The sequence below is a fragment of the Cryobacterium sp. W22_MBD10_FK3 genome, assembly GCF_052113745.1.
Lineage (GTDB): Bacteria > Actinomycetota > Actinomycetes > Actinomycetales > Microbacteriaceae > Cryobacterium.
Genome location: NZ_JBGQOH010000025.1, coordinates 26,462 through 52,809, shown reverse-complemented (window position 1 = coordinate 52,809; position 26,348 = coordinate 26,462). Strand labels below are relative to the sequence as shown.

General features: G+C 69.0%; 16 protein-coding genes and 2 pseudogenes. 4 read left to right on the top strand and 14 right to left on the bottom strand.

Features of this window, described 5'->3' with window-relative positions:
• Positions 1 to 567, top strand: a pseudogene (locus ACEN2M_RS16965) (hypothetical protein); the annotation flags it as partial.
• Positions 568 to 1,250: 683 nt separating this feature from the next.
• Here the strand turns inward: ACEN2M_RS16965 and narI are convergent.
• The 5 genes from narI to ACEN2M_RS16940 all read right to left on the bottom strand — a co-directional run bounded on the left by narI (position 1,251) and on the right by ACEN2M_RS16940 (position 8,981).
• The gene (gene narI, locus ACEN2M_RS16960; RefSeq protein ID WP_441649318.1) at positions 1,251 to 2,060 is read right to left on the bottom strand and encodes a respiratory nitrate reductase subunit gamma; all 810 of its coding nucleotides are present in this window, start codon (positions 2,058 to 2,060) and stop codon (positions 1,251 to 1,253) included.
• Positions 2,057 to 2,749 carry a nitrate reductase molybdenum cofactor assembly chaperone gene (narJ, locus tag ACEN2M_RS16955; RefSeq protein ID WP_441649317.1) on the bottom strand — a complete coding sequence of 231 codons (693 nt, stop codon included), beginning with the start codon at positions 2,747 to 2,749 and terminating at the stop codon, positions 2,057 to 2,059. The genes narI and narJ overlap by 4 nt, the downstream gene beginning before the upstream one ends.
• Positions 2,746 to 4,410: a nitrate reductase subunit beta gene (narH, locus tag ACEN2M_RS16950; protein WP_441649316.1), complete on the bottom strand. Its 1,665-nt coding sequence runs from the start codon at positions 4,408 to 4,410 to the stop codon at positions 2,746 to 2,748. Before narH ends, narJ begins: the two co-directional genes overlap by 4 nt.
• On the bottom strand, positions 4,411 to 8,157 hold the full coding sequence (locus tag ACEN2M_RS16945; protein WP_441649319.1) for a nitrate reductase subunit alpha: 3,747 nt from the start codon (positions 8,155 to 8,157) through the stop codon (positions 4,411 to 4,413).
• A 152-nt stretch (positions 8,158 to 8,309) separates the two neighbouring features.
• Positions 8,310 to 8,981 carry a helix-turn-helix transcriptional regulator gene (locus ACEN2M_RS16940; RefSeq protein ID WP_441649315.1) on the bottom strand — a complete coding sequence of 224 codons (672 nt, stop codon included), beginning with the start codon at positions 8,979 to 8,981 and terminating at the stop codon, positions 8,310 to 8,312.
• A 268-nt stretch (positions 8,982 to 9,249) separates the two neighbouring features.
• Here ACEN2M_RS16940 and ACEN2M_RS16935 point away from each other — a divergent pair, with 268 nt between their 5' ends.
• A complete protein-coding gene (locus ACEN2M_RS16935) occupies positions 9,250 to 11,343 on the top strand; it encodes a fructose-specific PTS transporter subunit EIIC (RefSeq protein WP_441649314.1) in 2,094 nt (697 codons plus the stop codon).
• Positions 11,344 to 11,378: 35 nt separating this feature from the next.
• Here the strand turns inward: ACEN2M_RS16935 and ACEN2M_RS16930 are convergent, their stop codons facing one another.
• From ACEN2M_RS16930 to ACEN2M_RS16895, 8 genes and pseudogenes are all read right to left on the bottom strand, one after another.
• Positions 11,379 to 12,392 (bottom strand): LacI family DNA-binding transcriptional regulator, encoded by a 1,014-nt coding sequence (locus tag ACEN2M_RS16930; protein WP_441649313.1) that lies wholly within the window; start codon positions 12,390 to 12,392, stop codon positions 11,379 to 11,381.
• Positions 12,393 to 12,445: 53 nt separating this feature from the next.
• Positions 12,446 to 16,963 (bottom strand): alpha-galactosidase, encoded by a 4,518-nt coding sequence (locus ACEN2M_RS16925; RefSeq protein WP_441649312.1) that lies wholly within the window; start codon positions 16,961 to 16,963, stop codon positions 12,446 to 12,448.
• A 40-nt stretch (positions 16,964 to 17,003) separates the two neighbouring features.
• Positions 17,004 to 17,834 carry a carbohydrate ABC transporter permease gene (locus tag ACEN2M_RS16920; protein ID WP_441649311.1) on the bottom strand — a complete coding sequence of 277 codons (831 nt, stop codon included), beginning with the start codon at positions 17,832 to 17,834 and terminating at the stop codon, positions 17,004 to 17,006.
• The gene (locus ACEN2M_RS16915) at positions 17,831 to 18,820 is read right to left on the bottom strand and encodes a carbohydrate ABC transporter permease (RefSeq protein WP_441649310.1); all 990 of its coding nucleotides are present in this window, start codon (positions 18,818 to 18,820) and stop codon (positions 17,831 to 17,833) included. The genes ACEN2M_RS16920 and ACEN2M_RS16915 overlap by 4 nt, the downstream gene beginning before the upstream one ends.
• Before the next feature lie 72 nt (positions 18,821 to 18,892).
• Positions 18,893 to 20,215, bottom strand: coding sequence for an ABC transporter substrate-binding protein (locus ACEN2M_RS16910; protein ID WP_441649309.1), 1,323 nt, complete (start codon positions 20,213 to 20,215; stop codon positions 18,893 to 18,895).
• Between the two features lie 402 nt (positions 20,216 to 20,617).
• Entirely contained in the window at positions 20,618 to 21,514 is an 897-nt protein-coding gene (locus tag ACEN2M_RS16905) for a hypothetical protein (protein ID WP_441649308.1), read from the bottom strand.
• A 458-nt stretch (positions 21,515 to 21,972) separates the two neighbouring features.
• Positions 21,973 to 22,788: pseudogene (locus ACEN2M_RS16900) on the bottom strand (coenzyme F420-0:L-glutamate ligase); the annotation flags it as partial.
• An 8-nt stretch (positions 22,789 to 22,796) separates the two neighbouring features.
• Positions 22,797 to 23,798: a TIGR03557 family F420-dependent LLM class oxidoreductase gene (locus ACEN2M_RS16895; protein WP_088457473.1), complete on the bottom strand. Its 1,002-nt coding sequence runs from the start codon at positions 23,796 to 23,798 to the stop codon at positions 22,797 to 22,799.
• A 68-nt stretch (positions 23,799 to 23,866) separates the two neighbouring features.
• Between ACEN2M_RS16895 and ACEN2M_RS16890 the strand changes: the two genes are divergently transcribed.
• Together ACEN2M_RS16890 and ACEN2M_RS16885 are read left to right on the top strand one after the other, a co-directional pair.
• Complete coding sequence (locus tag ACEN2M_RS16890) at positions 23,867 to 24,703, top strand: exodeoxyribonuclease III (RefSeq protein WP_441649307.1); 837 nt, start codon at positions 23,867 to 23,869, stop codon at positions 24,701 to 24,703.
• 50 nt (positions 24,704 to 24,753) lie between these two features.
• Complete coding sequence (locus ACEN2M_RS16885) at positions 24,754 to 25,371, top strand: antibiotic biosynthesis monooxygenase (RefSeq protein ID WP_441649306.1); 618 nt, start codon at positions 24,754 to 24,756, stop codon at positions 25,369 to 25,371.
• Positions 25,372 to 25,383: 12 nt separating this feature from the next.
• On the opposite strand, the gene ACEN2M_RS16880 is transcribed toward ACEN2M_RS16885, so the two are convergent.
• Positions 25,384 to 26,304, bottom strand: a complete 921-nt coding sequence (locus tag ACEN2M_RS16880) for an AEC family transporter (protein WP_441649305.1) — start codon at positions 26,302 to 26,304, stop codon at positions 25,384 to 25,386.
• Between the last annotated feature and the right edge of the window lie 44 nt (positions 26,305 to 26,348).

Sequence of the window (26,348 nt, the reverse complement as noted above, 5' to 3'; positions counted from 1 at the left end):
GCCGGATCAGCCGGATCAGCCGGATCAGCCGGATCAGCCGGATCAGCCGGATCAGCCGGATCAGCCGGATCAGCCGGGTCAGCCGGGTCAGCCGCAGACGACATTCTGATCTGCCCGAGCGGCCAGACCGGCCACGGCTACCTCGAGGGCAACACCGCCCCGGTCTCCCCCGAAACCATCGAACGCCTCATCTGCGACACCGGAACCGTCGAGATCCGAGTCGACGAGTTCGACCGGCCCCTCAACGTCGGCCGCGAACAACGCCTCTTCAGCCGGGCCCAACGCCGAGCCCTCGCCGCCCGCGACGGCGGCTGCCGATGGCCCGGCTGCGACCGACCACCCGCCTTCACCGAAGCCCACCACATCGAACACTGGCAACGAGATCACGGCCGAACCGACATCAACCAGGGCATCCTGCTCTGCCACGCCCACCACCTACTGCTACACAACCAGCACTGGCAGATCTTCGAAACCAACGGCCGGTACTGGCTCAGGCCACCCGCCACCATCGACCCCGGCCAGTCCCTGATCGACATGCCCAGCCACCACCAGCCGCGACGCACCTGAGCCCCATCCCTCGGCCGGGCCCGCCGCGGTCCCCCGAGTTCGCCGGTCTCGACAAGCTCGATCAACGAGGTGCGGAATCTCGCAGGCACCTCACCGGGTCTCGACAAGCTCGACCGACGAGGCGGGAACCGATCGCAGGCGCTTTTCGAGGTCTCGACAACGTTGGCCGACGCAGGGTCGCCGCCATTCGCTGATCGAGCCTGTCGAGATCCCGCGAGATGAGGCGCGTTCGCGACGCACCGCACCGGGTCTTAACGAGCTCGACCGACGAGGTGGGAACCTTCGCAGGCGCCTTTCGAGGTCTCGACGAGCTTGGCCGACGCAGGGGCGCCACCATCCGCTGATCGAGCCTGTCGAGATCCCGCGAGACGGTGCGCGTTCGCGACGCACCTCACCAGGTCTCGACAAGCTCGACCAACGAGGCGGGAACCCTCCCCAGGCGCCTTTCGAGGGTCTCGACAAGCTTGGCCGACGCAGGGGCGCCACCATTCGCTGATCAAGCCTGTCGAGATCCCGCGAGACGGGGCGCGTTCGCGACGCACCTCACCGGGTCTCGACAAGCTCGACCAACGAGGCGGGAACCGATCGCAGGCGCCTTTCGAGGGTCTCGACGAGCTTGGCCGACGGGAGGGGTCCCTTCGCGGGCGGGTTGCGTGGGCTTGGCCGGAGGGGGCTGCGGGGCGTTAGCGGCGGATGTTGGTGCGGGAGCGGGAGGGGCGGGCGGGCTCGTCCGCGCGCGGGGAGACCCGCACGTTGGGCAGCTCCGCCTTTTCCCAGCCGCGCTTGGGCTTGCGGGCGCCGGAGCCCTTGTGGGTATCGCGGGAGCGGTAGATCACGTAGGGGCGCCAGATGTAGCCGATCGGCGCGGAGAACACGTGCACCAGCCGGGTGAACGGCCAGAGCAGGAACAGCGCGGTGGCGGTGAGCACGTGCAGCTGGAAGAAGAACGGCACGTCGCTCATCAACGACGGGTCGGGCTGGAAGCCCCAGAGACTGCGGATCCACGGCGAGATCGAGCCGCGGTAGTCGTAGCCGGCGCCGAGCACCTGGTGCAGCACGGTGGCGACGGTGCCGAACAGGATGGTGCCGCCGAGGAAGATGTACATCACCTTGTCCATCACCGTGGTGGCCAGGTGCACCCGGGTGACCAGGCGGCGGCGGATGATCAGGATGACCAGCCCGGCGATGGTGAGCACGGCCGCGACACTGCCCATCCAGGTGGCCCCGAGGTGGTAGATGTGCTCGGTGACACCGAAGAATTCCAGCCACGGCTTGGGGATGAACAGGCCCACCACGTGGCCGCCGATCACCATCAGCATGCCGTAGTGGAACATCGGCGAGCCCCAGCGCAGCAGCCGGTTCTCGTAGGTCTGGCTGGAGCGACTCGTCCAGCCGAACTGGTCGAACCGGTACCGCAGGATGTGACCGACCACGAAGGTGGCGGCGGCGATGTAGGGGAACGCCACCCACAACAGGTAATCGAGGGGGGTCATCGGCGTACTTCCTCACTGGACGCGCCATGCGCGGAGAACGGTTTGAGATTGCCGAGGTAGGTCATGCCCACGGTCTCGGTGGGCGGCCCCTCGTTGACGAGGTCGAGATACCGCTGGCGGGTCTCCTCGTCGATCGGCGGCAGCGACAGGCAGACCGCCTCGACGAGATGCATGTAGGGGCTGTTGACCTTTTCCAGCGCGGCGCGGAGCACCTCGATGCCCTCGCGGTGCGAGGAGAGCAGCTCCCCGGCGATCCGGGAGTCACTCAGCGCCGAGAACTCGAGCACCATCGGCAGGTAGTCGGGCAACTCGTCGGCGTCGACCTCCCAGCCGGCGGCCCGGTAGGCCTCGACGAAGCGCACCAGCGCCATGCCACGGCGGCGGGTGTCGCCGGCGGCGTAGTAGCTCAGGTACGGGCAGCACTTGCGCTTGAGGTCGAAGGTGGCCGTGAAGTGCACCTCGAGCTGCTGCTGGCTCTGCTGGCCGGCGGCGTCGAGGAACGCGCCGAACGCCGCGCGCAACGCATCAGGCAGCGCCTGCACCGACGCGGCGACAACGGCGAACTTGGCCCGACGCTCCACGTCGGGGTAGTCCAGCAGCAGGGATGCCGCCATGTGCGCGATGCGGCGGTCACCGTCGTCGAGGGTGAGCGCGGTGACCCGCCGGGGCGGGAGCTTGGGCATTCTCATGCCGGCGCCCCCGGGCTCTTCTTGGGCGGGAACATGCCCGGCGGCACGTTTCCGCCGGTCCAGTTGAGCAGGTTGACCCGGCCAGGGGTGGTGGGCTTGGTCTTCTCGCCGCCCTTGCCGGTCATCTCGTTGTAGTTCGACACGGTGCCGGCCAGCGGCATGCCGGGCTCCTGGCCGAACGGTCCGGCGTTCTGGCCGGGCCCGCCCATGCCGGGTCCGCCGTCGGTCTCGAGCGAGCAAGCCAGCTCGTCGAGTTCGCGCGCGGTCTCGACGTGAGCCTTGGGAATCACGTAGCGGTCCTCGTACTTGGCGATGGCGAGCAGCCGGTACATGGCCTGCATCTTCTCGCCCGTCATGCCCACGGCGTTTGCGATTCGTTCGTCGGCCGGCTTGCCGAGGTTGATGTCGCGCATGTACGAACGCATGGCGGCGAGCTTCTTCAGCGACGCCTCCACGGGCCGCACGTCGCCGGCCGAGAACAGCCCGGCCAGGTACTCCACCGGGATGCGCAGCCGGTCGATCGCGGCGAACAGGGTGCGGGCATCCTCACTGTCGGCCTGCGTGGTGGAGACCACGTCGACGACCGGGGACAGCGGCGGGATGTACCAGACCATCGGCATGGTGCGGTACTCGGGGTGCAGGGGCAGCGCGATCTTGTACTCGGCGATGAGCTTGTAGATCGGGCTGTTCTGCGCGGCGAGGATCCAGTCGTCTTCCATGCCCTCGGCCTTGGCCGCGGCGATGACCTCGGGGTCGAACGGGTCGAGGAAGACCCCGCGCTGGGCATCCAGCAGCTCCTGGTCGTTCTCGATCGACGCTGCAGCGAGCACGGCGTCGGCGTCGTAGAGCATCAGGCCGAGGTAGCGCAGCCGCCCCACGCAGGTCTCCGAGCAGATGGTGGGCTTGCCCTGTTCGATCAACGGGTAGCAGAGCGTGCACTTCTCGGCCTTGCCGGTCTTGTGATTGAAGTACACCTTCTTGTACGGGCAGGCGGAGACGCACATGCGCCAGCCGCGGCAGCCGTCCTCGTCCACGAGCACGATGCCGTCTTCCTCGCGCTTGTACATGGCGCCGGAGGGGCACGCCGCGACGCAGGCGGGGTTGAGGCAGTGCTCGCAGATGCGCGGCAGGTAGAACATGAAGGTGTTCTCGAACTCCATCTTCACGTGCTCGCTCATGGTGGCGAGGATGGGGTCGTCAGCGGCGGTCTCCTGCGAGCCGCCGAGGTTGTCGTCCCAGTTGCCCGACCACTTGATGTCCATGTTCTTGCCGGTCAAGAGCGACTTCGGCCGCGCGACCGGGCTCTGAGTGCCGGCCGGAGCGGTGGTGAGCATGTCGTAGTCGTAGGTCCACGGCTCGTAGTAGTCGTCGATCACGGGCAGGTCGGGGTTGTCGAAGATGTGCAGCAGCTTGCTCAGCCGACCGCCGGCGCGCAGCTTCAGCCGGCCGCGCTTGGTGCGCACCCAGCCGCCCTTCCACTTCTCCTGGTCTTCGTACTGGCGCGGGTAGCCCACGCCGGGCTTGGTCTCCACGTTGTTGAACCAGGCGTACTCGACGCCGGTGCGGTTGGTCCAGACCTGCTTGCAGGTCACGGAACAGGTGTGACAGCCGATGCATTTGTCGAGATTCATGATCATCGACATTTGAGCCATAACGCGCATTTAGTACTCAACCTCCTGGCTGCGTCGACGGATCACGGTGACCTCGTCGCGTTGGTTCCCGGTCGGGCCGAGGTAGTTGAAAGCGAATGACAGTTGGGCATAGCCACCGATCAGGTGGCTGGGTTTGAGCAGGATACGGGTGAGCGAGTTGTTCGTGCCGCCGCGCAGTCCGCTGGTCTCCGCGACGGGCACATTGATGGTGCGGTCCTTCGCGTGGTACATGTACACGGTGCCCTCGGGCATCCGGTGCGAGACGATCGCCCGGGCCACGACCACGCCGTTGCGGTTGTAGGACTCGATCCACTCGTTGTCGCGCACACCGATCTTGTCGGCGTCCTGCGGGGACATCCAGATGGTGGGCCCGCCGCGGGAGAGCGAGAGCATCAGCAGGTTGTCCTGGTACTCGGAGTGGATCGACCACTTGGAGTGCGGGGTGAGGTAGCGCACGGCCACCTCGGCACGGCCCTTGGAGCCCTGCGCCCCGGTGGCCTTCGTCGACCCGACCACGGAGTCGTCGAAGAGTCGGTGCATGTCCAGCGGCGGCCGGTAGATCGGCAGCTGTTCGCCGAGCTCGATCATCCAGTCGTGGTCGAGGTAGAAGTGTTGCCGCCCGGTGAGGGTGTGCCACGGTTTGAGATGTTCGACGTTGATGGTGAAGGCGCTGTAGCGGCGGCCGCCGTGCTCACTGCCCGACCATTCCGGCGAGGTGAGCACCGGCACCGGGGCGCCCTGCACATCCTTGAAGGTGAACCGGCGGCCCTCGTTGTCGCTGGCCAGGTGCGCGAGCTTCTGCCCGGTGCGCTCCTCGAGCTGGCGGAAACCCTGGGTGCCGAGCCGGCCGTTGGTGGTGCCGGAGAACGCGAGCACCATCTCACAGGCGTGGATGTCGGTGGCGAGCTTCGGCCGCCCGGCCGTCGGCCCGGATTCGACCAGGCCGTTCTTGGTGCCGAGGTACTCGATCTCCTGATCGGGGTCGTACTTGACGCCCTTGATGGTCATGCCGAGCTTGGCCGTGAGCGGCCCGAGGGAGCCTAGCTGCGCGGCGAAGGCCGGGTAGTCACGTTCCACCACCACCAGCCGCGGCATGGTGATGCCGGGGATCAGGTCGGGGTCCTTGACCACGATGCCGTGCGGGGTGGCCATGGCGTCGGGGGTGTCGTGCATCAACGGGGTGGCGACCAGGTCGCGGCGCACACCGAGGTGGGTCTCGGAGAACTCGGAGACCTTCTTGGCCAGCAGGTGGAAGATGTCGAAATCGGTCTTGGACTGGAACGGCGGGTCGATCGCCGGGTTGAACGAGTGGATGAACGGGTGCATGTCGGTGGTCGACAGGTCGTGCTTCTCGTACCAGGTGGCCGGCGGCAGCACCACGTCGCTGTAGATGGTGGTGGAGGTCATGCGGAAGTCGCTCGTGACCATCAGGTCGAGCTTGCCCTCGGGGGCGGACTCGTGCCAGGTCATGGTCTGCGGGCGCTTCTCCTCCGGCGACTCCGGCGCGCGCACGGCGCTCTGGGCGCCGAGCAGGTGCTTGAGGAAGTACTCGTTGCCCTTGCCCGAGGAGCCGAGGATGTTGGCCCGCCAGACCACGAGCACCCGGGGGAAGTTCTCCGGCGCATCCGGGTCTTCGCAGGCGTAGGCCAGGCTGCCGTCCTTGAGTGAATCGACCACGTACTGCGCCGGCGCGACCCCGGCCTTGTCGGCGTCGTCGACGATGTCGAGCGAGTTGCGGTTGAAGGTGGGGTAGCTGGGCATCCAGCCGCGCTTGGCCGATTCGACCAGGCAGTCGGCCGTGGTGCGGCCGGTGAAGGTGCCGGTGGCCAGCGGGCTGGCCAGGGTGTCGGCACTGAGACCGTCGTAGCGCCACTGGTCGGTGGCGAGGTACCAGAACGCGGTGCCGATCATGGCGCGGGGCGGCCGCACCCAGTCCAGCGCGAACGCGTACTGCGCCTGCCCGGTGATCGGGCGCACCTTCTCCTGGCCCACGTAGTGCGCCCAGCCGCCGCCGTTCACGCCCTGGCAGCCGGTCATGGTGGTCAGCGCGAGGAACGCGCGGTAGATGGTGTCGGAGTGGAACCAGTGGTTGGTGCCAGCACCCATCAGGATCATCGAGCGGCCGCCGGAGTCCTCAGCGTTCTGCGCGAATTCCCGGCCGATCCGGGCCGCGGCCGAGGCGGGCACCGAGGTGATCTCCTCCTGCCAGGCGGGGGTGCCCGGCGACGAGGCGTCGTCGTAGCCGGTGGGCCAGACGCCGGGCAGGTTGAGGTCGGCCCGGCTGACCCCGTACTGGGCCAGCAGCAGGTCGAAGACGGTGGTGACCAGCTGGCCGGCCACCGTGCGCACGGGCACACCGCGACGGATGACGCCGGCGCCGCCGGTGTGTTCCTCGCCCTCTTCGCCGGTGAGGGCGGAGACGTCGAAGCGGGGCATGTCGATGGCGGCGCTCCGGCCGTCGTGGTCGGGGGCATCCGCGATGGAGAGCAGCGGGTCGACGCCCTCGAGGTCGAGGTTCCACTTGCCGGCGTCGGTTTCGCTGAACCGGTGGCCGAGTGAGCCGTTGGGCACGACGGCAACGCCGTTCTGGTCGAGCAGCACCGGCTTGAAGGTGGCGCTGGCCACCGTGGACGCGGTGTCGGGCAGGGCATCCGCGGTGAGGAACTTGCCGGGCACGTAGGCGTCGCCGCGCGGAGTGAGGGTGATCAGGTAGGCGGAGTCGCTGAACTTCTTCATGTAGTCCACGAACTGCGGGGTGCGCCGGTCGACGAGGAATTCGGTGAGCACGACGTGCCCCATCGCCAGGGCGAGGGCGCCGTCGGTGCCGGGGTGCACGGCCAGCCATTCGTCGGCGAACTTGGAGTTGTCGGCGTAGTCGGGCGAGACCGTGATGACCTTCTGACCGCGGTAGCGGGCCTCGACCATGAAGTGCGCGTCGGGGGTGCGGGTGACGGGAACGTTCGAGCCCCACATGATCAGGTAGCTGGAGTTCCACCAGTCGGCGGACTCCGGCACATCCGTCTGGTCGCCGAAGACCTGCGGGCTGGCGACGGGCAGGTCGGCGTACCAGTCGTAGAACGAGAGCATGGTGCCGCCGAGCATGGTGATGAACCGGTTGCCCACCCCGTGCGAGACGATCGACATGGCGGGAATCGGCGAGAAACCGGCGATGCGGTCCGGCCCGTATTCCTTGATGGTGTGCACCTGGGCGGCGGCCACGATCTCGGCGGCCTCGTCCCAGCTGGCGCGCACCAGGCCACCCTGACCGCGGGCGCTCTTGTACGCCTTGGCGCTCTCGGGGTTGCCGGTCACCTCGGCCCAGGCGAGCACCGGGTCATTGGTGCGGGCCTTGGCCGCGCGGTACAGCTCGAGCAGCACACCGCGCACGTAGGGGTAGCGCACCCGGTTGGGCGAGTAGGTGTACCAGCTGAACGCGGCGCCGCGGGGGCAGCCGCGGGGTTCGTACTCGGGCGAGTCCGGGCCCACGGAGGGGTAGTCGGTCTGCTGGGTCTCCCAGGTGATGATGCCGTCTTTGACGTACACCTTCCAGGAGCAGGAGCCCGTGCAGTTCACCCCGTGGGTGGAGCGAACTTCTTTGTCGTGGGTCCAGCGGTCGCGGTAGAACGAGTCGGCGTCGCGGCCGCCCTCCAGGAACAGCGAGCGCAGGTCGGGCGAGGTTTCACCACGGCGGAGGAACCGGCCGAGGTTGAGGATCGAGTCGGTGAGGGGACCGTCGCTGCCGGCCTTGGCCGGCACCCCGGTGCCCCGGGCGGCGCCCGGCCTCGCGAAGATGGAATTCTTGAGCGATTTCACATCGGACTCCTAGCGCTGCCGGCGTCGCCATGGTCAGCGATGCCCTGTGCGCAAGTCTCCCGAGTCCGGAAAATCGCTACAACCGCGAAACACCGTTAATAATCGCTGGGCGCGTAAATCACTGCGGGGGCCTCGTCGGCCGCGTCGAGCGCCGGCTCCAGAACGCGCACCAGCAGGTCGAGAGTGCAGGTGTCCGGGCCGGCCAACGGATGCATCTGCTCGGCGCGGAGCGGGCCATCCGTCTGTTCGAGCAGGGTCTTGATCAGGCCGAAGTGCACAGTGCACACCTCGGGGTGCTGCTTCACCATCTCGCTGTATGGGCAGTCGTGCAGGTGCACGTGGGTGCCGTCCGGGTCGTGGTCAGAGTCGAATCCGCTCGCGTCGAGGTGGTCGTCGAGGGCGTCGATCTGGCGTTGCCGCGGTGTCGATTCGGCAGCCACGAGGGGCAGGAGCTTGCGCACAAGGTCGCCGCGGCGCTCTGCGGCCGCGGCCTTCTCGGCCCGCACCGAGCCGGGTTCGGTGTGGCCGGCCGCCGCGCTGTAGAGCATGCGGGGGCGGCCCTTGGTCTCGCGGGTCTCCGGCTGGCAGGTGATGAACCCGTCGTCCACCAGACGCTGCAGGTGCTCCCTGGCGGTATTGGTGTGCAACCCTGCCGCCTCGGCGAGGTCGCCCACGGTCATGGTTCCGCGGCGCTGCAGGTGCAGGAGCAGAGTGATCCTGCTGATCGAGGCGAGCGTGCGGTAGCTCGTGGCGGCGCGGGGAACCATGCCGCCAAGTATGCGCTCTCATTCCGTCTGGCGGTACCCCCGCCCCGTGATCGTGCCCGGTTTCGACGTGCGTCGGTTGGTGCCCGCACGTCGCCCGCCGCAGCTTCGCTCTGCCGCCGGAGGTGCCCGGGCAGGGCCCAAAGACTCTCGAGCCGCCGGGGGCCAAAAGGTACGCTGGGCAGGCTGCTGCATCTCTCATCGGGTGAGCACGCGCTCCATGGCCGACGGGCCACCGGCCGCCGGCTCCGTCCTGGAAGGACACCGCACCATGCCCGAAACCCCGCTCGACACCACTATGGCGCCGCCCACGGTGCTGATCCTGGCGATCACGGCCTGCCCCACTGGCATCGCCCACACCTACATGGCTGCCGAGAAGCTCGACGCCGCAGCCACCGAACTCGGCTACGAGATCCGCGTCGAAACGCACGGGTCCGTCGGTGTCGAGGGCACCTTCAGCCAGGCCGACATCGACCGCGCCGACGCCGTCGTCATCGCCGCAGACACCCAGATCGACCTTTCCAGGTTCGGCGGCAAACGCATCGTCGCCACCCGCGTGGCCGACGGCATCCACCGCCCGGCCGCGCTGATCGCCGAAGCCCTGGCCGCCTCCCCCACCGGCACCACCGCCGCGCGCACGGATGCCCCGGCGAGCGCCGGCAAGCGCGACATCGGCGGGTTCATCTACCGGGCACTGATGAACGGCGTGTCCTACATGATCCCGTTCGTCGTCGTCGGCGGACTGCTCATCGCGATCTCGCTGTCGATCGGCGGCGAGGCCACCCCGCAGGGGCTGGTCATTCCCGAGGACAGCTTCTGGTTCACCATCAACCAGATCGGTGCGCTCGGCTTCACCCTGATGGTGCCGATCCTGTCCGGCTTCATCGCCTACGCGATCGCCGACCGCCCCGGGCTGGCACCGGGCATGATCTGCGGCTGGATCGCCACCACCGGCTCGTTCTACAACTCCGAATCGGGTGCCGGCTTCATCGGCGGCATCGTCACAGGCTTCATGGTGGGCTTCGTGGCGCTGGGCATCAAGAAGATTCCCGTGCACCGCTTCATCAAGCCGATCATGCCGATCCTGGTCATCCCCGTGATCACCACCCTGGTCGTCGGCGGCCTGTTCGTGCTCGCCCTCGGCCAGCCGATCGCCTGGGTCTTCTCCTCGATGACCGATTTCCTCGCCGGCCTCGACGGCGGCAGCGTCGTCGTGCTCGGCCTGATCCTCGGCGCCATGGTCGCGTTCGACATGGGCGGCCCGATCAACAAGACAGCGTTCCTGTTCGGCTCCGCCCTGATCACCTCGGGCAACCCCGGCCCGATGGGCATGGTCGCAGCGGCCATCGCCGTGCCGCCGCTGGGCATGGGCCTGGCCACGCTCATCCGTCGCCGGTTCTTCACCCCGGTGGAACGCGAGGCCGGCATCGCCGCGTTGTTCATGGGCTTCTTCGGCATCACCGAGGGCGCCATCCCGCTGGCCGCTGCCCGACCGCTGCAGGTCATCCCGGCCAACGTGCTCGGCGGTGCCGTCGCCGGCGCGATCGCCGCGATCGCCGGCGTCACCAACGCCGTGCCGCACGGTGGCCCGATCGTGGCCGTGTTCGGCGCCGTCAGCGGGGTGCCGATGTACTTCGTGGCGATCCTCTCGGGCGTCGCCGTGACCGCGCTGGTCTCCGTGCTGCTGATCGGCCTGTCGGTGCGCAAGGCTCCGGCGGCGGATGCTGCTGCCGGCGTCGCCGAGGCGGCTCCGGCCGCCGAGGGCCAGGCGGCCACCGCCGCCCTCGTGCCTGGTGCTCCGGCCGACGGTTCCCCGGTGCCTGCGCCCGCCGCGGCCCCGGCAGCCGCGCCGGTCGCGGCTGCCGCCGGTTCGGCGCCTGCGCCCAAGACGGTGCTCGACTACATCGACGAACGCACCATCGTGCTCGACATCGACGACACCGACCGGGACACCGTCATCCGTCGTCTGGCCGGGCTCATGCAGACCACCGGTCGGGTGCTCGACATCGACGCCGTGGTGCGGGCAGCGATGGACCGGGAGCTCATCAGCACCACAGGCATCGGCGAGGGCATCGCAATCCCGCACGCGAAGTCCGACGGCGCCACCTCCCCCGTGCTCGCGTTCGCGCGCAGCCGGGCCGGCGTCGACTGGAACTCACTCGACGAGGCCCCCGCGCACCTGATCTTCATGATCGCGGTGCCCGAGGCCGCCGCAGGCACCGAGCATCTCAAGGTGCTCGCCCAGCTGAGTCGCAGTCTGATGAAGCCGTCGTTCCGCGCATCGATCGAGATGGCCGCGACCCCGGCCGATGTGCTCGCCGCGCTGGCCGCCTCGGTGCGCCCGGCGGCACCCGCCGCGCGGTAGCTGCGCCGCGACGCCGCGCGGCCCCGCCTGACCGGTCAGCGGGCCGCGGGCGGGGCGGCGCTGGCGCGCACCACGAGGGTGGGACCCTCGGTGGAGAGCACCGGCTGCTCGTCACCGGTGATCTGCTGCAGCAGCAGGCTGAACGCCCGGCGGCCGAGGTCGACGAAGTCCTGCGAGACCGTGGTGATGCCTGGCCGCCAGATGTGCGAGAGCGGGTGGTCGTCGAAGCCGACCACACTCACGTCTTCAGGCACGGACCGCCCGGCCTCGGCCAGGCCGGAGATCACGCCCATCGCGATCTCGTCGTTGCCGCAGAACACGGCGGTCACGTCGTGACGGTCGGCGAGGTCGTGGCCGATCGCCACGCCAGAATCCGCGTCCCAGGTGGCTGCGATGATGGCGGGCACCGGGGCACCCGCGGCCGCCAGGGCGTTCCGCCACCCTGTGGTGCGGCCGTCTTCGGCGCGCGAGGGCGGCACCGTGACGTGGTGCACTGTGTGGTGGCCGAGCCCGAGCAAGAACCTTGTGATCTCTTCGCCGCCGGCCAGCTCGTCGAGCACGGCTTGGGAGACCTGGTCGTCGAGTTCGCCGGACACCGCCACCACCGGCACGTCGCGCGGAAGCGCCCCGACGGCCTTCACGCCGGCCGGGTCGAACTTGAGCACCACAACCCCGGCGAGGGGCTGGCTGAGCACAAGGGACACCGCCCGTTCGATCTCGTCGGGGCCGTCGCCGTCGACCAGCGAGATGATCACGAAGTACCCGGCCGCGCGCGCGGCCAGTTCGATGCCCTGGATCGTCGAGGAGTATCCGTAGATCGTGGTGTCTGAGGTCATCACCGCGATGGTGGTCTGCTTGCCGCTGACCAGGGCCCGCGCGGCGCCGTTCGGCCGGTAGCCGAGCTCCTCGATGGCGTCGAGCACGCGCTTCCGCCGCACGGCGCTCACCTTGGCGGCGCCGGTGAGCACCCGCGACACCGTGGGCACCGAAACACCGGCTGCCGTCGCCACATCGTTGATGCTGGCGGGCTTGGCGAACGTGCGGCTCATGGTGCGACGATACTGCGTTTGCTCCTCCGCCGACGAGTCGGTGGGCGGTTCGTTCATTGGTCCACCGCCCGCGCCGTGAGTGGGTCAAGACGCAGGGCCGTGACCCGGGGGCCGGGGCCGTCGGCGGCCTCGAGCCGCAGCGGCCCGGTGGAGCTGGTGACCTGGAACGGCACCGTGAGGGGTTGGTGGTTCGACCAGTGATAGTTGTGCCGCAGCGTCACCACCGTTGGCGCATCCGCACCGCGCCGCACCGAGAGCCGTCGGTTGATCACGTCGGCGTTGTACATGTGGCCGGTGGCCCTGTCCGCATTGCTGTATTCCAGCGTGAGCATATAGCTGCCGGGGGTGAGTGCGGGCAGGTCGACGACGGCGGCGCCCGTGGCCACGCCGTCGGTCTCGGCGAAGCCGTCGAGGTAGGCGACGCCCTCTGCGGTGTCGAGCAGCACGGCTCCGGTGAGCGTGAACTCTTCGGCCGAGACGCACAGCGCGGCTGCCGGGGCGCTCACCGCGGCGACGCTCAGGCTGTGCACCCGCACCGTGCCCCCGATCGGGCGCACCGTGACGGTGGAGACACCCGCGGTCAGGTAGACCCCGGCGCCGTTGCCGCCCACGTCGACGCCGTTCACCAGCACCGAGACCGGACCGCCCTCGACGGCGGCCGCAGCGGCCGACACCGTGAGCGCATAGCGCCCCGCGGCGGGCACGCCGACGAAGAAGGTGAGTTCGTCGCCGGCGGAGAGGACCACCGTGCCCGGCCCGTGCACGGCGGCGACGTGGTCGACGATGCCGCCGCTCCGCCAGGCGAACACGGCGTCGAAGCGGCGCGGTCGCTCGTCGATGCGGCTGAGGGTGAGGCGATCGATCGCCACCACCGCACCGGCGCCGCCGGTCACGGTGATGGAGTGCTCGCCGGCCGTCAGCGCGACCGGGCGGTCGTGCCGGCCGGCGTAGGTCGTCGACAACGTGGCCGACAGCCGCACAGCCATCGGGTCACCGTCGTCGACGGTGAGATCGATCGTGGCCGGTGCGGTCTCTGTGCCGTAGGTGATGCCGAGCAGGTAGTCGCCGTCGGCGGGCACGGTCACCGGGAAGGTGATGTGGTTGCCGGCATCCGCTGTGCTCGCCAGCAGCACGGCCAGACGACCCGATCCGGTGTAGTGCTGCGGGTCGTCGCCGTGGCGCACCCGGCCGAGCGCGTTGGTGGTGGCCTCGTCGGTGTCGACGTGCACGCACCACGGGCTGGGCGTGCCGGCGGCGCCACCACCGTCGGGGGTGACGACGACGAGGTAGGCGGCGTGCGGGTCTGAGCCCGGAACCGGCACGGTCAGGGTGCCGTTACGCACCGTGGCGGCTTCGTCGCTGAGCAGGGTGGGCGTGCTGACATCGCCCTCGTAACCCGACCAGGTCACCGTGCTGACCCGCACCCGCACAGGGCCGGCCAGGGTGAGGTTGGTGAGGTTCACCGCGACGTCGGCGGCGGTGCCGCCGAGCAGCACCGTCAGGGACGACGCGGACTCATCCCAGGCCGCCAGCGCACGCAGCGAGTCCCGAACGTCGGGGTGCGGCACGACCACCGGCAGGGTGTGCCCGGTGAGGCCCGCGTACCAGTGCAGCAGCCACCAGCCGCCGTTGGCCTGGCCGGTGTTCACGGCGTGATCGTCGAGGTTGCCCGCCATGGTCCAGTAAGCCAGATCGGCGTCGACCTTGCTGGTTTCGAACAGGTCGATCCACTGCACCAGCTGCGCGGGGTTCGACATGTCGCGGCGGTTGCCGTATTCGTCGATGTTGACCGGCAGCGGGCCGAAGCCGAGCTCCTTCTCCAGCTCGCGGTAGTGCCGGTAGTGGGCCGGATAGACCTCGAGTGAGGATGGCTGCAGTTCGTGCCAGCTGCAGATGTCGGGCAGCACGTCGTTGGCCACGCAGAACGTGAAGAAGTCGCGCACCCGCTCGGGGTAGTAGTGCGATTCGTTCGGCCCCACGATGCGGGCGGTCGGGTCGACGGCGCGGATGGTGCGGAACATCGTGGCCCAGTCGGCCAGGAACCGGTCGCGGCCCGCCGCGGACCAGTCGGCGTACCAGATCCAGTCGCCCTCGTTGAAGGGCACCCAGACGAACTTGTGCGCATCCGACCCTGCCGCGACCTCGGTCACCATGGTGCGGGCGAGCTCGCAGAAGGCGTCGATGCCGACCTCTTCGTACGGCCACTCCGCGAGCACGTCCTGCATGTAGACGACCATCTCCGAGCCGCCGGCGGCGAAGTAGCCGTCGGCCAGGGCGAGCGCGTCGCCGCCGGGGTGCTGCCGGCCGTGCGGCGCCTTCTGCGCCATGGTGCGCGGCCGTACGCCGGCGATCAGGGCGGCGGAGGGCACGCCCTCGTCGGCGAGGCCGTAGAGCATGCCGGTCGCTCCGCCGTGCACGGCGCCGGTGCTCACGCCGGCGTCGATGCTGACCTGCTCGACGATCGCGCGGGTGGAGATGCGCAGGGTGCGGGCGGCGGACTCGGCAGCGGCGGTGACGGTGAGCAGACCCGTCGCCGGGTTCCAGTCGTACTGCCACGGTTCCAGCCGGCGGGGGAAAACGGTGTCGATCACCAGGTCACGGCCCGCCAGGTCGGGCAAGGGCACCCGCACCGACTCGTCGGCGCCGGCACGCTTCCACAGGGTGAGGTAGCGGTCGTCCGGCGTGCCGATGGCCAGCGCCACCCAGGGCGCGGTCCACTGGTCGACGCCGAGCGGCCAGGAGGCGTGCCCGACAGCGAGATCCTGGCGCATCCGCTTGTGCGCGGCCACGGCCTCGGCCACCAGCACCTGCTGCGGCATGGTCATGGTGTCCAGGTGCCCGGACAGGTAGAACCGGCCGAGCAGGCCGGTGCACAGCGTGAAGGCAAGCTCCTCGTCGGACATCTCCGGCTGCGGGTAGGCCCAGTTGGCGGCCTGCTCCGGCAGCATCATCAGGGGTGCGGCCGCGGCGATCGGCGCGTAGGCCTGCGGGTCCTGCTGGTCGCTGGTGGACTGCAGTTGCAGCGTGGCGAGCATGGCGAAGTCCATGCGCATCGCGCCGGAGGCGCAGTTCTCCAACACCAGGCCGGGGTGCCGCTCGAGCACGCCCCGCAGCCAGGCCAGGTGCGCCCGGTTGTGCTGCAGCAGGCCGGCGCCGGGGCTGATCGCGTCAAGGTCGGTGCCCGCACCGGGGTTGATGTTGTAGTCGAGTTTGAAGTAGCCGATGCCGAACTCGGTTACCAACCTGTCGACGACGGCGTCGAGGTGGCTGATGGCGGCCGGGTGGCGCAGGTCGAGGTGAAAACGGCCGTGTTCCACGACGCGTTCACCGTGCCGGCTGAAGAACGCCTCGGCCGGTAGCCGCAGGGCGGCGGGGCTGGCCACGCCGACCACCTCGGGTTCGAGCCAGAGGCCGGGCACCATGTCTTTGTCGCGGATGCGGTCGATCACCTCGCCGAGGCCGTTCGGGAACCGCACGGTCGACGGTTCCCAGTCCCCCACGCTGTCCCACCAGTCGCCGGAGTCGTCGTACCAGCCGGCATCGATGCAGAAGTACTCGGCGCCGGCCTCTGCGGCGGCATCGATCAGCGGCAGCAGCTTGGCGGTGGTGGGGTCGCCCATCAGCGTGTTCATGTAGTCGTTGAAGACCACCGACAGCCGTTCGTTGTCGGGATGCGCGCGTCGGGCCGCCCGACGGAAGTCGGTGAGCGCGGCGAACGCACCCTCAATCCCGGCCCCGGTACCGAGCGTGGCCGGCACCGTGGTGAAGGAGTCGCCGGGGGCGAGGCGGGCGACCCACTGGCTGTCGGCATCCGTCGGGCCGGCGAGGGCGAGGTAAGTGCCGGCGGTGTTCTCGCCGACCTCCCAACGCCATCCGCCGTTGCTCTCCACCTGCCAGGCGAACGCGGCCGGGGCGTCGGCGTGGGCCTCGACCAGGGCGCCGCTGGGCAGGGCCCGGCCGGTGGACCAGGAGCCTGTGGAGGAGAAGGCGCGGGAACCCCTGGCCGGGGCGTCGCCGTGGGCGGCCAGGGCGAGGTCGACGAGTTCGCCGCGCAGCCGGCGGGTGGTCCAGCGGGACTCGCCGATCCAGTCGGAGGTGGCCGAAGCGAGATCGAGGTCGTCGGGGCTCGCGGCCGCTGCGGCGCCGAGCCCCACCTGCAGGGCCAGGCTGGTGACGGCCTGCACGATCCGCACCCGCTCGGTGGAGCGGTTGGTGACGGTGACGGTGGCACGCGCGGCACAGGCGGCCGGTGGCGTGGCGATGCTGAGCACCGCTTCGAGTCCGCCGTCGCTCTCACGCAGCAGCACCTCCAACACCGCCCAGCCGTCGACGGTGCTGGCGCTGTGGCTGACGTAGCGCAGGTTCTGGCTCACCACGCCGCCGGTCACCCGCGGCGTCGACGGGGCCCGTCCGGCATCCACGGTGAGGATTTCGACGGCACTCTGGCCGGCCGGCAGGTCGGGGGCCGCGCCACGCGGTCCCCACCGCCGAACGCTCAGCGGGTGGTCGCCGTGCTGCTCGAGCACGATCTCCAGCAGATCGTTGCCGGTCTCGATACGGATGTCAGACATAGTTCTGCTTTCTGGGTGTTTCAGGCTGTCGCGAGCGGGGTTACTTGACAGCGCCGGCGGTGACGCCGGCCACGATGCGCCGCTGGGCGATGATGAAGGTGACCACCATCGGGATGCTCATCAGAACCACGTAGGCGAAGATCAGGTTCCAGTTCTTGACGTACTCGGACTGGGACGCGACGTTGAACAGGTTCAGCGGCAGGGTGGATGCCGCGCCACCGCTCAGCACGAAGAAGGCGTAGAACACCTCGTTCCAGACCGACAGCGTCACCAGGATGGCGGCGGTGGCGATGACGGGTCGCAGCAGGGGAAGCACAATGCGCACGTACACCTTGAACGGCGAGGCGCCGTCGATGCGGGCGGCTTCCTCGAGCTCGACCGGAATGTTGCGCACGAAGCCGGTGGTGAAGAAGATCGCCGTGGCCATGAACATGCCCATGTAGACACCGATCATGCCCAGCGCCGTGCCGTCGAGGCCGAGCGACTGCAGCGTGAGCACCATGGTGACCACGGCGGGCGGCAGGATGATGCCGCTGATGCCGACCGAGTAGAGCAGCCCCATCAGCTTGGAGGTGCGGCGGGCGAGCACCCAGGAGGCCGCGGAGCCGAGAATCAGCACGCCGAAGACGCTGGGTACGGTCACGAGCAGGCTGCCGAGCAGGCCGCCGAGCACGTCGCCATCGGTGATCGCCCGGCCGTAGTTCTCCCAGATGTGCCAGGTGGTGGGCAGGCTCAGGTCGGGCACCTGCGCCTCGGCGTCGCTCTTGAACGACGTGATCACCAGGAGGTAGAGCGGAATACCGATGATCAGGACACAGGCCAGGACGGCGAGGACCGGCTGGATGCCACGGGTCAGGCGTTTGGCGTTCATAGGAGCTGCTTCTCTCTCCGTCGCAGCGCCCAGATGATGGGGAATGCGAGCAGGATGACGACCAGGAAGAGGATCAGGCTCATGGTGGTGGCCTGGGCGTAGAGCCCCTGTCCGAAGGTGCGGTAGATGAAGATATTGAGTACCTCGGTGGTCTGCGCCGGGCCGCCCTTGGTGGTGGCCTGCACGGTGTCGAAACCGTTCATCGAGCCGAGCAGGGCGGTGGCGACGTTGAACGTCACGGCCGGGGCGAGCAGGGGGAACCTGACGCTGCGCAGGGTGCGCCACCAGCCGGCCCCGTCGATCTTGGCCGCCTCGAGCACGTCGTCGGGGATCGATTTGAGACCGGCGAGGTAGATCAGCATGCTCAGCCCCATCCACTTCCAGGACTGCACGATGGAGACCACGAGGATCGTCCAGGTGGTGTCGCCCAGCCAGGCGATGGTCACGGTCTGGCCGAGCACACCGCCGAGGATGCCGTTGAGCGCGCCCTCCGGCTTCAGCAGCGCCTGGAAGATGTAACCGATCGCCAGCGGGGAGATCAGCACCGGAATGAAGAAGATCGCCCGGCTGGCGCGGTTGATGCGGGTGTCGCGTTCGAAGAACAGGGCGAGCGCAAAACCGAACACGTTCTGCAGCAGGGCCACCAGCACGGCCCAGATGAGGGTGGTGCGCAGGGCGATCAGCACGTCACCGTTGGTGAACAGCGATTCGAAGTTCTGCCAGCCGACGAAGTCGACACCGTCGTGGTACGCGGACCAGTTCGTGAACGCGTAGACGAAGTTGAGCACTGTGGGCAGCAGGAAGAAGACGGCGAGGATCGCGAACGCGGGCCAGAGGAACCAGGAGGGGTACGCGCTGCGTTCCGCGTTGATGCCGCGGCCGCCGGGGCCGGGCACCCCGATTCGCCGGTAGTCACGACGGGTGGAGCCGCCCTGGCGCTTGCCGCGAAGCGAACCTGGCCCCGGTGTGTCTTTGAGGACAGTCATGGGATTCACACTTTCGATTGGTGGGCGGAGCGGGCGGCGGAGCTGGTCGCTCCGCCGCCCGTCGTGACGCGGTTAGAACCCGTCGATTCCCTGGGCCTGGGCCAGCTGGGCGAACTGCTTCTGCGTCGCATCCGCTACCTGCTCGGGGGTCTGGGTGCCCTGGAGCATGTTCGCGAGGTTGATGTAGAGGTCGGGGTTGGCGACGGCTTGTGACTGCATCGAGCCCACGGAGGTGCCCAGCGACGAGGAGATCAGCTTGGCGACTGCCGGAACGCCGGAGGGGCTTTCGACGTCAGGCTTGATCGAGACGGCGTTGGCCGCTTCGATGTAGTCGGCGTAGCCGGTGGTCATCCAGAAGTTCAGGAATTGTGCGGCGGCGGCCTCCTGCTTGGCGTCGCCGGTGCGGAAGGCGACCACACCGTTCTTGTTGTCGGGGATCGACGTGGCGACGTTGCCGTTCTGGGAAATCGGGAACCAGCCGACGTTCGCGTCGATGGTCTCGGTGTCTGAGACCGACTGCATCTGCAGCAGGAGGGCGTTGACCTGGACGGCCATGGCGGTCTCGCCGGTGAGTACGGCGTTCGCCTGGTCAATCACGGTGCCGGTCTTGATATCGGCGTTGAAGAGTCCGGCTTCGACCAGAGACTGGTACTCGGTGATGGTGTCCAGGATCGTCGGGCTCGTGAACTGTTCCTCGTTGGTGTTCACTCGCTCCCAGAGCCCGTCCTGCGCGGCCTCGGCGAGCTGCACCTGCGGCCACCACTGGGTGGGCCACTGGTCACCGCCGGCTTCATAGAACGGCACGCCGCCCTGGTCCTTGATGGACTGGGCGTCGGCGATGAACTCGTCCCAGTTGGCCGGCTCTTCGGTGATGCCGTACTGGGCGAAGAGGGCCTTGTTGTAGTAGACGCCCATCACCGACGGTGACGTCACCAATGCTGCGTAGCGGGTGTCGCCGATGAAACCGGTGACGTCCTTCACCGCGGGGTCGAGGTCGTCGAGCCACGGAGCGTCGTCGAGGGAGAGCAGGTTCTTGGACGGCTGCAGGGTGGTGAGCTGGCTGGTCGTGGGCTGCCAGGCGGCCAGGTCGGGCATGTCACCGACGGCGACCTTGGTGAGCAGGCTCTGCTCGTACGGGTCGGGGTATGCGATCCTGTCGAACTTGGCGCCGGTGGCCTCGGTGAAGGCGTCCATCACCTGGGTGAGGCCGGGGTCGGCAACGGTGCCGCCACCGAAGGTGAGGGTCACTCCCTCCAGGGATGCGGTGGGGTCGTTCCAGACGGCCTTGCCGTCGGTGGCGCTGTTGCCTCCGCCGCCGCCGGTGGCGCAACCGGTGAAGATGAGGCTGGCGGCGGCGGCCATGGTGACGGCCTTGGCGAATGTCGATGCTTTCATGGGGTCTTCGTTGTCCTTCTGAAGGGTGCGGGATGGTGCGGGGAGGTGCGGGAGATTCGGGGCGTCTCGCTGGCGCGCCGAATGACCTCCTGGCTGCCCGGGTAGGCGACCGGAGGTGGGAAGGGGCGGGTTCGTCTCCGAGGCGGTTCCGGCAGGGACGCCGAGGCGGAGTCAGAGGCTGTGGTGGGGATTCACGCTGACCGGACGTTTCCTAGCCGGTAGCCCTGCGTGGAGGGCGATTGAGCTGTGCAGCAACCTCACTTCTTCGTGATCGATGACGGGGAACGGAGGCCATTGTGTGGCCCTCGGTGCGTGTGAAAACGTTATCAGAACCGCTCTGAAAACGCTATCAAAATGAATCGGGTCCCGGCTGCACGCATTCCCAAGCCCCCTGCACGATTGTCAGAGCCGGAGCGCGGGGCCACCACCGGTGCCCTCCGCGCCCAGCTGGGAGCGGGCGATGAGGGCGCTGGTGTGAGTCCCGACCCCTCGGCGCAGCACCTCGGCGAGATTGTCGACAGTGTCGACATCCCGGCGGATCGACGCGGTGACCGGCAGGTCGAGCGGCACGTGGCCGGCGCCCTCGTGCGCGGCCCGCGATCCGGGCCCGAACCGGGGCGTGATGCTCAGACCGGCTCGGGCGAGCAGCGCGGTGGTGCCGGTGCCCTCCTCGTCTGCGACCATGCTGCGGTCGTGGCCGGATGCGGCGGTGAGGGCCACCTCGACGGCTGCGGCGGTGAGGGCGGGCAGGTCACCGGTGAGCACCGCCAGGTCACAGCGGGGGTACTCCTCGTGTGCCACTCGGATGCCCTCGGCAATCGCCGCGTTGAGCGGGTCGCGAGGGGCCCCATCCGCCCCCGCCTGGGCGGCCCGCGCAGCCTGCGCAGATCGCTCAGGCACCCCGGGCACCTCGGCCGTCGCTGGCACCCCGGCCGTCGCTGGCACCCCGGCTGTCTCGCGCACCTCGGCCCTCGCTGGCACCCCGGCCGTCTCTGGCACCCCGGCCGTCTCGCGCACCTCGGCCCTCGCTGGCACCCCGGCCGTCTCGGGAAGCTCTGCGGTCTCGCGCACCTCTGGCACGATCCGGGCGCCGATGGCGGCGAGCGGAGCCGCAGCGGCAGGGTCGGCCGTGACCACGAGCACCTGCAACACGCCCTCCGCGGCGAGCAGCGCCGCCACGGTGTCGAGGGCGAACGCCTCGGCCAGCTGCCCGCGGGCGGGGAACGTCTCGGGCAACTCCCCCAGCCGGCTCTTGGCCGCGGCGCTGCCCTTGACCGGCACCACGCAGACCCAACTCACGCCGATGCGGTTCCGCGAGAAGTCACGTGAGGTGCCTCTGGCAACTCAGCACTGGCCCCACCTGCCCCCTCGGCAGCATCGCCAGCGAGAGCAACCCCGCGAGAAGACACTTGAGATGCCTCTGGCAACTCAGCACTGGTCCCACCTGCCCCCTCGGCAGCATCGCCAGCGGGAGCAACCCCGCGAGAAGACACTTGAGGTGCCTCTGGCCGCTCAGCACTGGTCCCACCTGCCCCCTCGGCAGCATCGCCAGCGAGAGCAACCCCGCGAGAAGACACTTGAGGTGCCTCTGGCCGCTCAGCACTGGCCCCACCTGCCCCCTCGGCAGCATCGCCAGCGAGAGCAACCCCGCGAGAAGACACTTGAGGTGCCTCTGGCGGCTCAGCACTGGCCCCAACTGCCCTCTCGGCAGCATCGGCCTCTGGGGAGGAAGCAGCAGCAGGAGAGGAAGCAGCAGCAGCAGCAGCAGCGAGCCCCGCGGCATACCCCTCGGCGTACGCCTCGGCGCTGCCGACCCGGAACATGTCGTTCGCGCTGTCGCGGAGCAGGCGACGGGCGCCTCGGGCGCCCCGGGTGTCGGCATCCGTGCCGATCGGCGCGATCAGCTGGCCGAGGCCGCGCACCACGGCAACGGGGTTGCCACTGGTCTTGCCCTTGATGAGGTCGGCGGCGCCGGCGATCTCGTCGGCGACCGCGGCGACGGTGACGTCGAGGCGGCGGCCGTGCGCATCCGCCGTGCCGCGCAGGTCGTCGAGCACGGCCACACCGGCGGCGCCGATGGCGATGTCGGTCTGGCCGTCGCGCCACGGGCGGCCCACGGTGTCGGTGATCAGCACCCCGAGGTGCAGGCCGGTGGCCGCACGGAGGGCGGTGCAGAGTGCGCGGGCGGAGGCATCCGGGTCGACGGGCAGCAGCAACACCGTGCCGTGTTCAACGTTGCTGGCGTCGACGCCGGCGGCGGCCATCACCAGGCCCTGCCGGTTCTCGACAATGCGGGTGACCCCGCCCGGATGCGTGCGGGTCGCGACGACGCGCACTGTCTCGTCGGTGATCGCCTGCTCCCGATCGGTGGCGGCCACCTGGCGCCCCTCGGCCTTCGAGACGATCTTGCTGGTCACGGCCAGGATGTCACCGTCGGCCAGCAGCGAAGCATCCGGCCCGGCGGCGGCCAGGATGATCGCGGCCAGGTCGTCCCCGGCCCGGATCTCACCGATGCCGGGCAGCACGAACACCTCGAGCCGCGAGTCGGCTCCCGGCCCGGCCGGCTCAGACACGGCCACCGCTACCGGGCGAGCTTCGGCAGCACGTCGCGGCCGAACACGTCGATCCACTGGCGCTGGTTGCGGCCCACGTTGTGCAGGTAGATCTTGTCGAAGCCGAGGTCGACGAACTTCTGGATGTAGGCGCGGTGGTCGTCGGGGTCGGCGGAGATGATCATGCGGCCCTCGAAGTCCTCCGGGCGCACGAGCTTGGCCATCTGCTCGAACTCGAAAGGCGAGCGGATGTCGCCCTTGGGGAACTTCATGCCGCCGTTGGGCCACTCGTGCAGCGCGTTGGCCATGGCCTCCTCGTCGGTCTCTGCCCAGCTCATGTGCAGCTGCAGCACCTTGGGCATGGTCGACGGGTCCTTGCCGGCCTCGCGGGCGCCGTCGTCGAACTTGCCGAACAGCATCGAGATCTTCTCCAGCGGGGCGCCGACCGTGATGAGGCCGTCGGCGTGCCGGCCGGCGCGTTTGGCGGTGACCGGACCGGCGGTGGCGACGAGGATCTCGGGCGCGACCTCGGGCATGGTCCACAGCCGGGTGGACTCGAGCTTGAAGAACTGGCCGGAGTGCTTGACGTCCTTGCCGGCGATGGATGCGGTGAACAGCTTCGAGATGATCTCGATGGCCTCGAACATGCGGTTGATGCGCTCGGGCGCCTCCGGCCAGTAGCCGCCGACGATGTGCTCGTTCAGCGCTTCACCGGAGCCCAGGCCCAGCCAGTGCCGGCCCGGGTACATCGAGGCGAGCGTGGCGGAGGCCTGCGCCACCATCGCGGGGTGCCAGCGGAAGGTGGGTGCGGTGACGCCAGGGCCCATGTCGCCCTTGGTGCGCTCACCGATCGCGGCGAGCACGCTCCACACGAACGAGGATTCGCCCTGGGCGGGCACCCACGGCTGGAAGTGGTCGGCCGCCATCACCCCGGAGAAACCGTGTTCCTCCGCGTAGGCCGAGAGCGCCACCGCCTCGGCGGGGGCGAACTGTTCCAACATGGCCGCGTAACCGATCTGCAATTCCGACATGGAGCCATCCTGCCACTGACGTGTGTCGGCGAGGTTTCTCAGGGACCTGCGGCAAATAGGCTGGAGGCATGCGCATCGCCACCTGGAACGTCAACTCCATCCGTGCCCGCGTCGACCGGGTGGTCGACTGGATGGTGCGGGAGGACATCGACGTGCTCGCCATGCAGGAGATCAAGTGCAAGCCCGAGCAGTTCCCGGCCCAGGCCTTCGAGGACGCCGGCTACGAGCTCGCCATCCACGGCCTCAGCCAGTGGAACGGTGTGGCGTTCGCGAGCCGCCACGAGATGACGGATGTGGCCACCGCGTTCCCCGAGATGCCCGGCTTCCTCAAGGGCGAAGAGGGCCCCGGCCTGCCGCTGGAGGCGCGCGCGCTCGGTGTGACCGTGAACGAGATGCGGCTGTGGAGCCTGTACGTGCCCAACGGCCGCACCCTCGACGACCCGCACTACGTCTACAAGCTGGACTGGCTGACCCGCCTCAAGACCCACGCCGCCGACGAGCTGGCCAAAAACCCTCGGCTGGCGATGGCGCTGATGGGCGACTGGAACGTGGCGCCGTTGGACTCCGACGTGGGCGACCCCAGCCTGGTGCCCGGCGTCTCCACCCACATCTCACCGGCAGAGCGCAGCGCGTTCGAGGCGTTCGCGGCGGCAGGTTTCACCGACGTGGTGCGCCCGATCGTGCCGGACGGCTTCACCTACTGGGACTACAAGGCGCTCAAGTTTCCGCGCAACGAGGGCCTGCGGATCGACTTCATCCTCGGTTCGCCCGCATTCGGTGAGCTCGTGACGGATGCGAGCATCCACCGCAACGAGCGCAAGGGCGACGCGCCCAGCGACCACGTGCCGGTGCTGGTGGACATCGAGACCGAGGACGAGGATGACGACCGCCCGATGATCTTCTAGCGGCCCGCTGGTTGAGCCTGTCCCAACCCGGCGTCGCCCATACTTGACGAATGTCTCCTGCTGAATCCGGAAACGAAAGCACGCCACAAGCGCCCGCCGACGTGCCCGTCACCGTATCCATCCGCCGCCGCGTCGACCCGGACCGCTTCGACGAGGCCACCCATTGGGTGCAGACCGGGATGGACCTGGCCAACGAGTATCCCGGCTTCCTCGGCTCCGGCTGGGTGCGCGCGCACGCCGGTTCGGCGCACTGGCACATGCTCTACAAGTTCAAGGATGCGGCCTCACTGGATGCCTGGGAGCACTCGATCGCCCGTACCAGCTGGCTGCACGAGGGCGAGGGCCTCGTGCTCGAGTCGCACGTGGTGCGCCGCACCGGCATCGAGGGCTGGTTCGATGAGTCCCAGGAGAACGCGGGGCCGTCCGCGCTGATCCAGCCGCCGCGCTGGAAGCAGGCCGTGGCCATCGGGCTGGGCTTCTTTCCGCTGAACGTGATCTTCACCTACCTGATCACCGGGGTGGATCCGCACTGGAACGACATCCCGACGGTGCTGCGGATTCTGCTGACCACCTTCGTGATGGCACCCACCATGACCTACCTGGTGATGCCGTTCATCACCAGACGGCTGCGGCCCTGGCTGCAGAAGGCGCCCCGCAAAACGGCCTGACCCGCCCGCAGCTCAGGCGAGCAGTGCGGCCACGATCACCAGTGCCGGCACCGCCGCGATCGTGGTGACCAGCACGGTGTCACGCGCCACCACCACGCCACGGTCGTAGCGGGAGGCGAAGTTGAAGATGTTCTGCGCGGTCGGCAGGGCACTCACCGTCACCACGGCGAACAGCTCGGCGCCGACGAGGCCGAAGACGAACCGGCCGAACAGGTACGCGATCACCGGCATCAGCACCACCTTGATCGCCGAGGCCGTGAACACCTGCTTGCGCCCGGTGCCGGCCTGCAGCAGCCGCTGGCCGTGCAGCGACATGCCGAACGACATCAGCACCAGCGGGATGGCGGCGCCGCCGATGATGTCCAGGGGCGCGATCACGGCGTCGGGCACCGGGATGCCGAACGCGGCCACGAGCACGCCGAGCACCGAGGCGATGATCATGGGGTTTCGCAGCGGTTGGGTGAGGATGCTCTGCACCGACACCCGGCCGCGGGTGGAGGCGTCGAGGATGCTCAGGGTGATCGGCGCGAGCACCAGCAGCTGCAGCAGCAGCACCGGCGCCACGTACTGGGCGCTGCCCAGCACGTAGATGGCCACCGGAAGGCCGATGTTGTTGGCGTTCACGTAGGTGGCGCTGGTGGCGCCGAGCACGGTCTCCGGCAGCGGGTTGCGAAAGAAAATCCTGGCCAGAATGAAATACAGCATCATGCCGACGAGCACACTGCACAGCACGGTGGCGAGAAAGGCCGAGAACAGCACGCGCACATCCGCCTGGGCGAGCACGGTGAACAGCAGTGCCGGGGTGGCCACGAAGAACGCGATGCGGTTGAGCACCCGGCCGGCGCTCTCGCCGGCCACGCCGGAGCGCTCGACGACATAGCCCACCAGGATCACAAACCCGATGATCGAGAATCCGACCAGTACACCGCCCACTCTTCGAGCCTAAGGCCACCGTCGATACCGGGCTCGCACCCGGC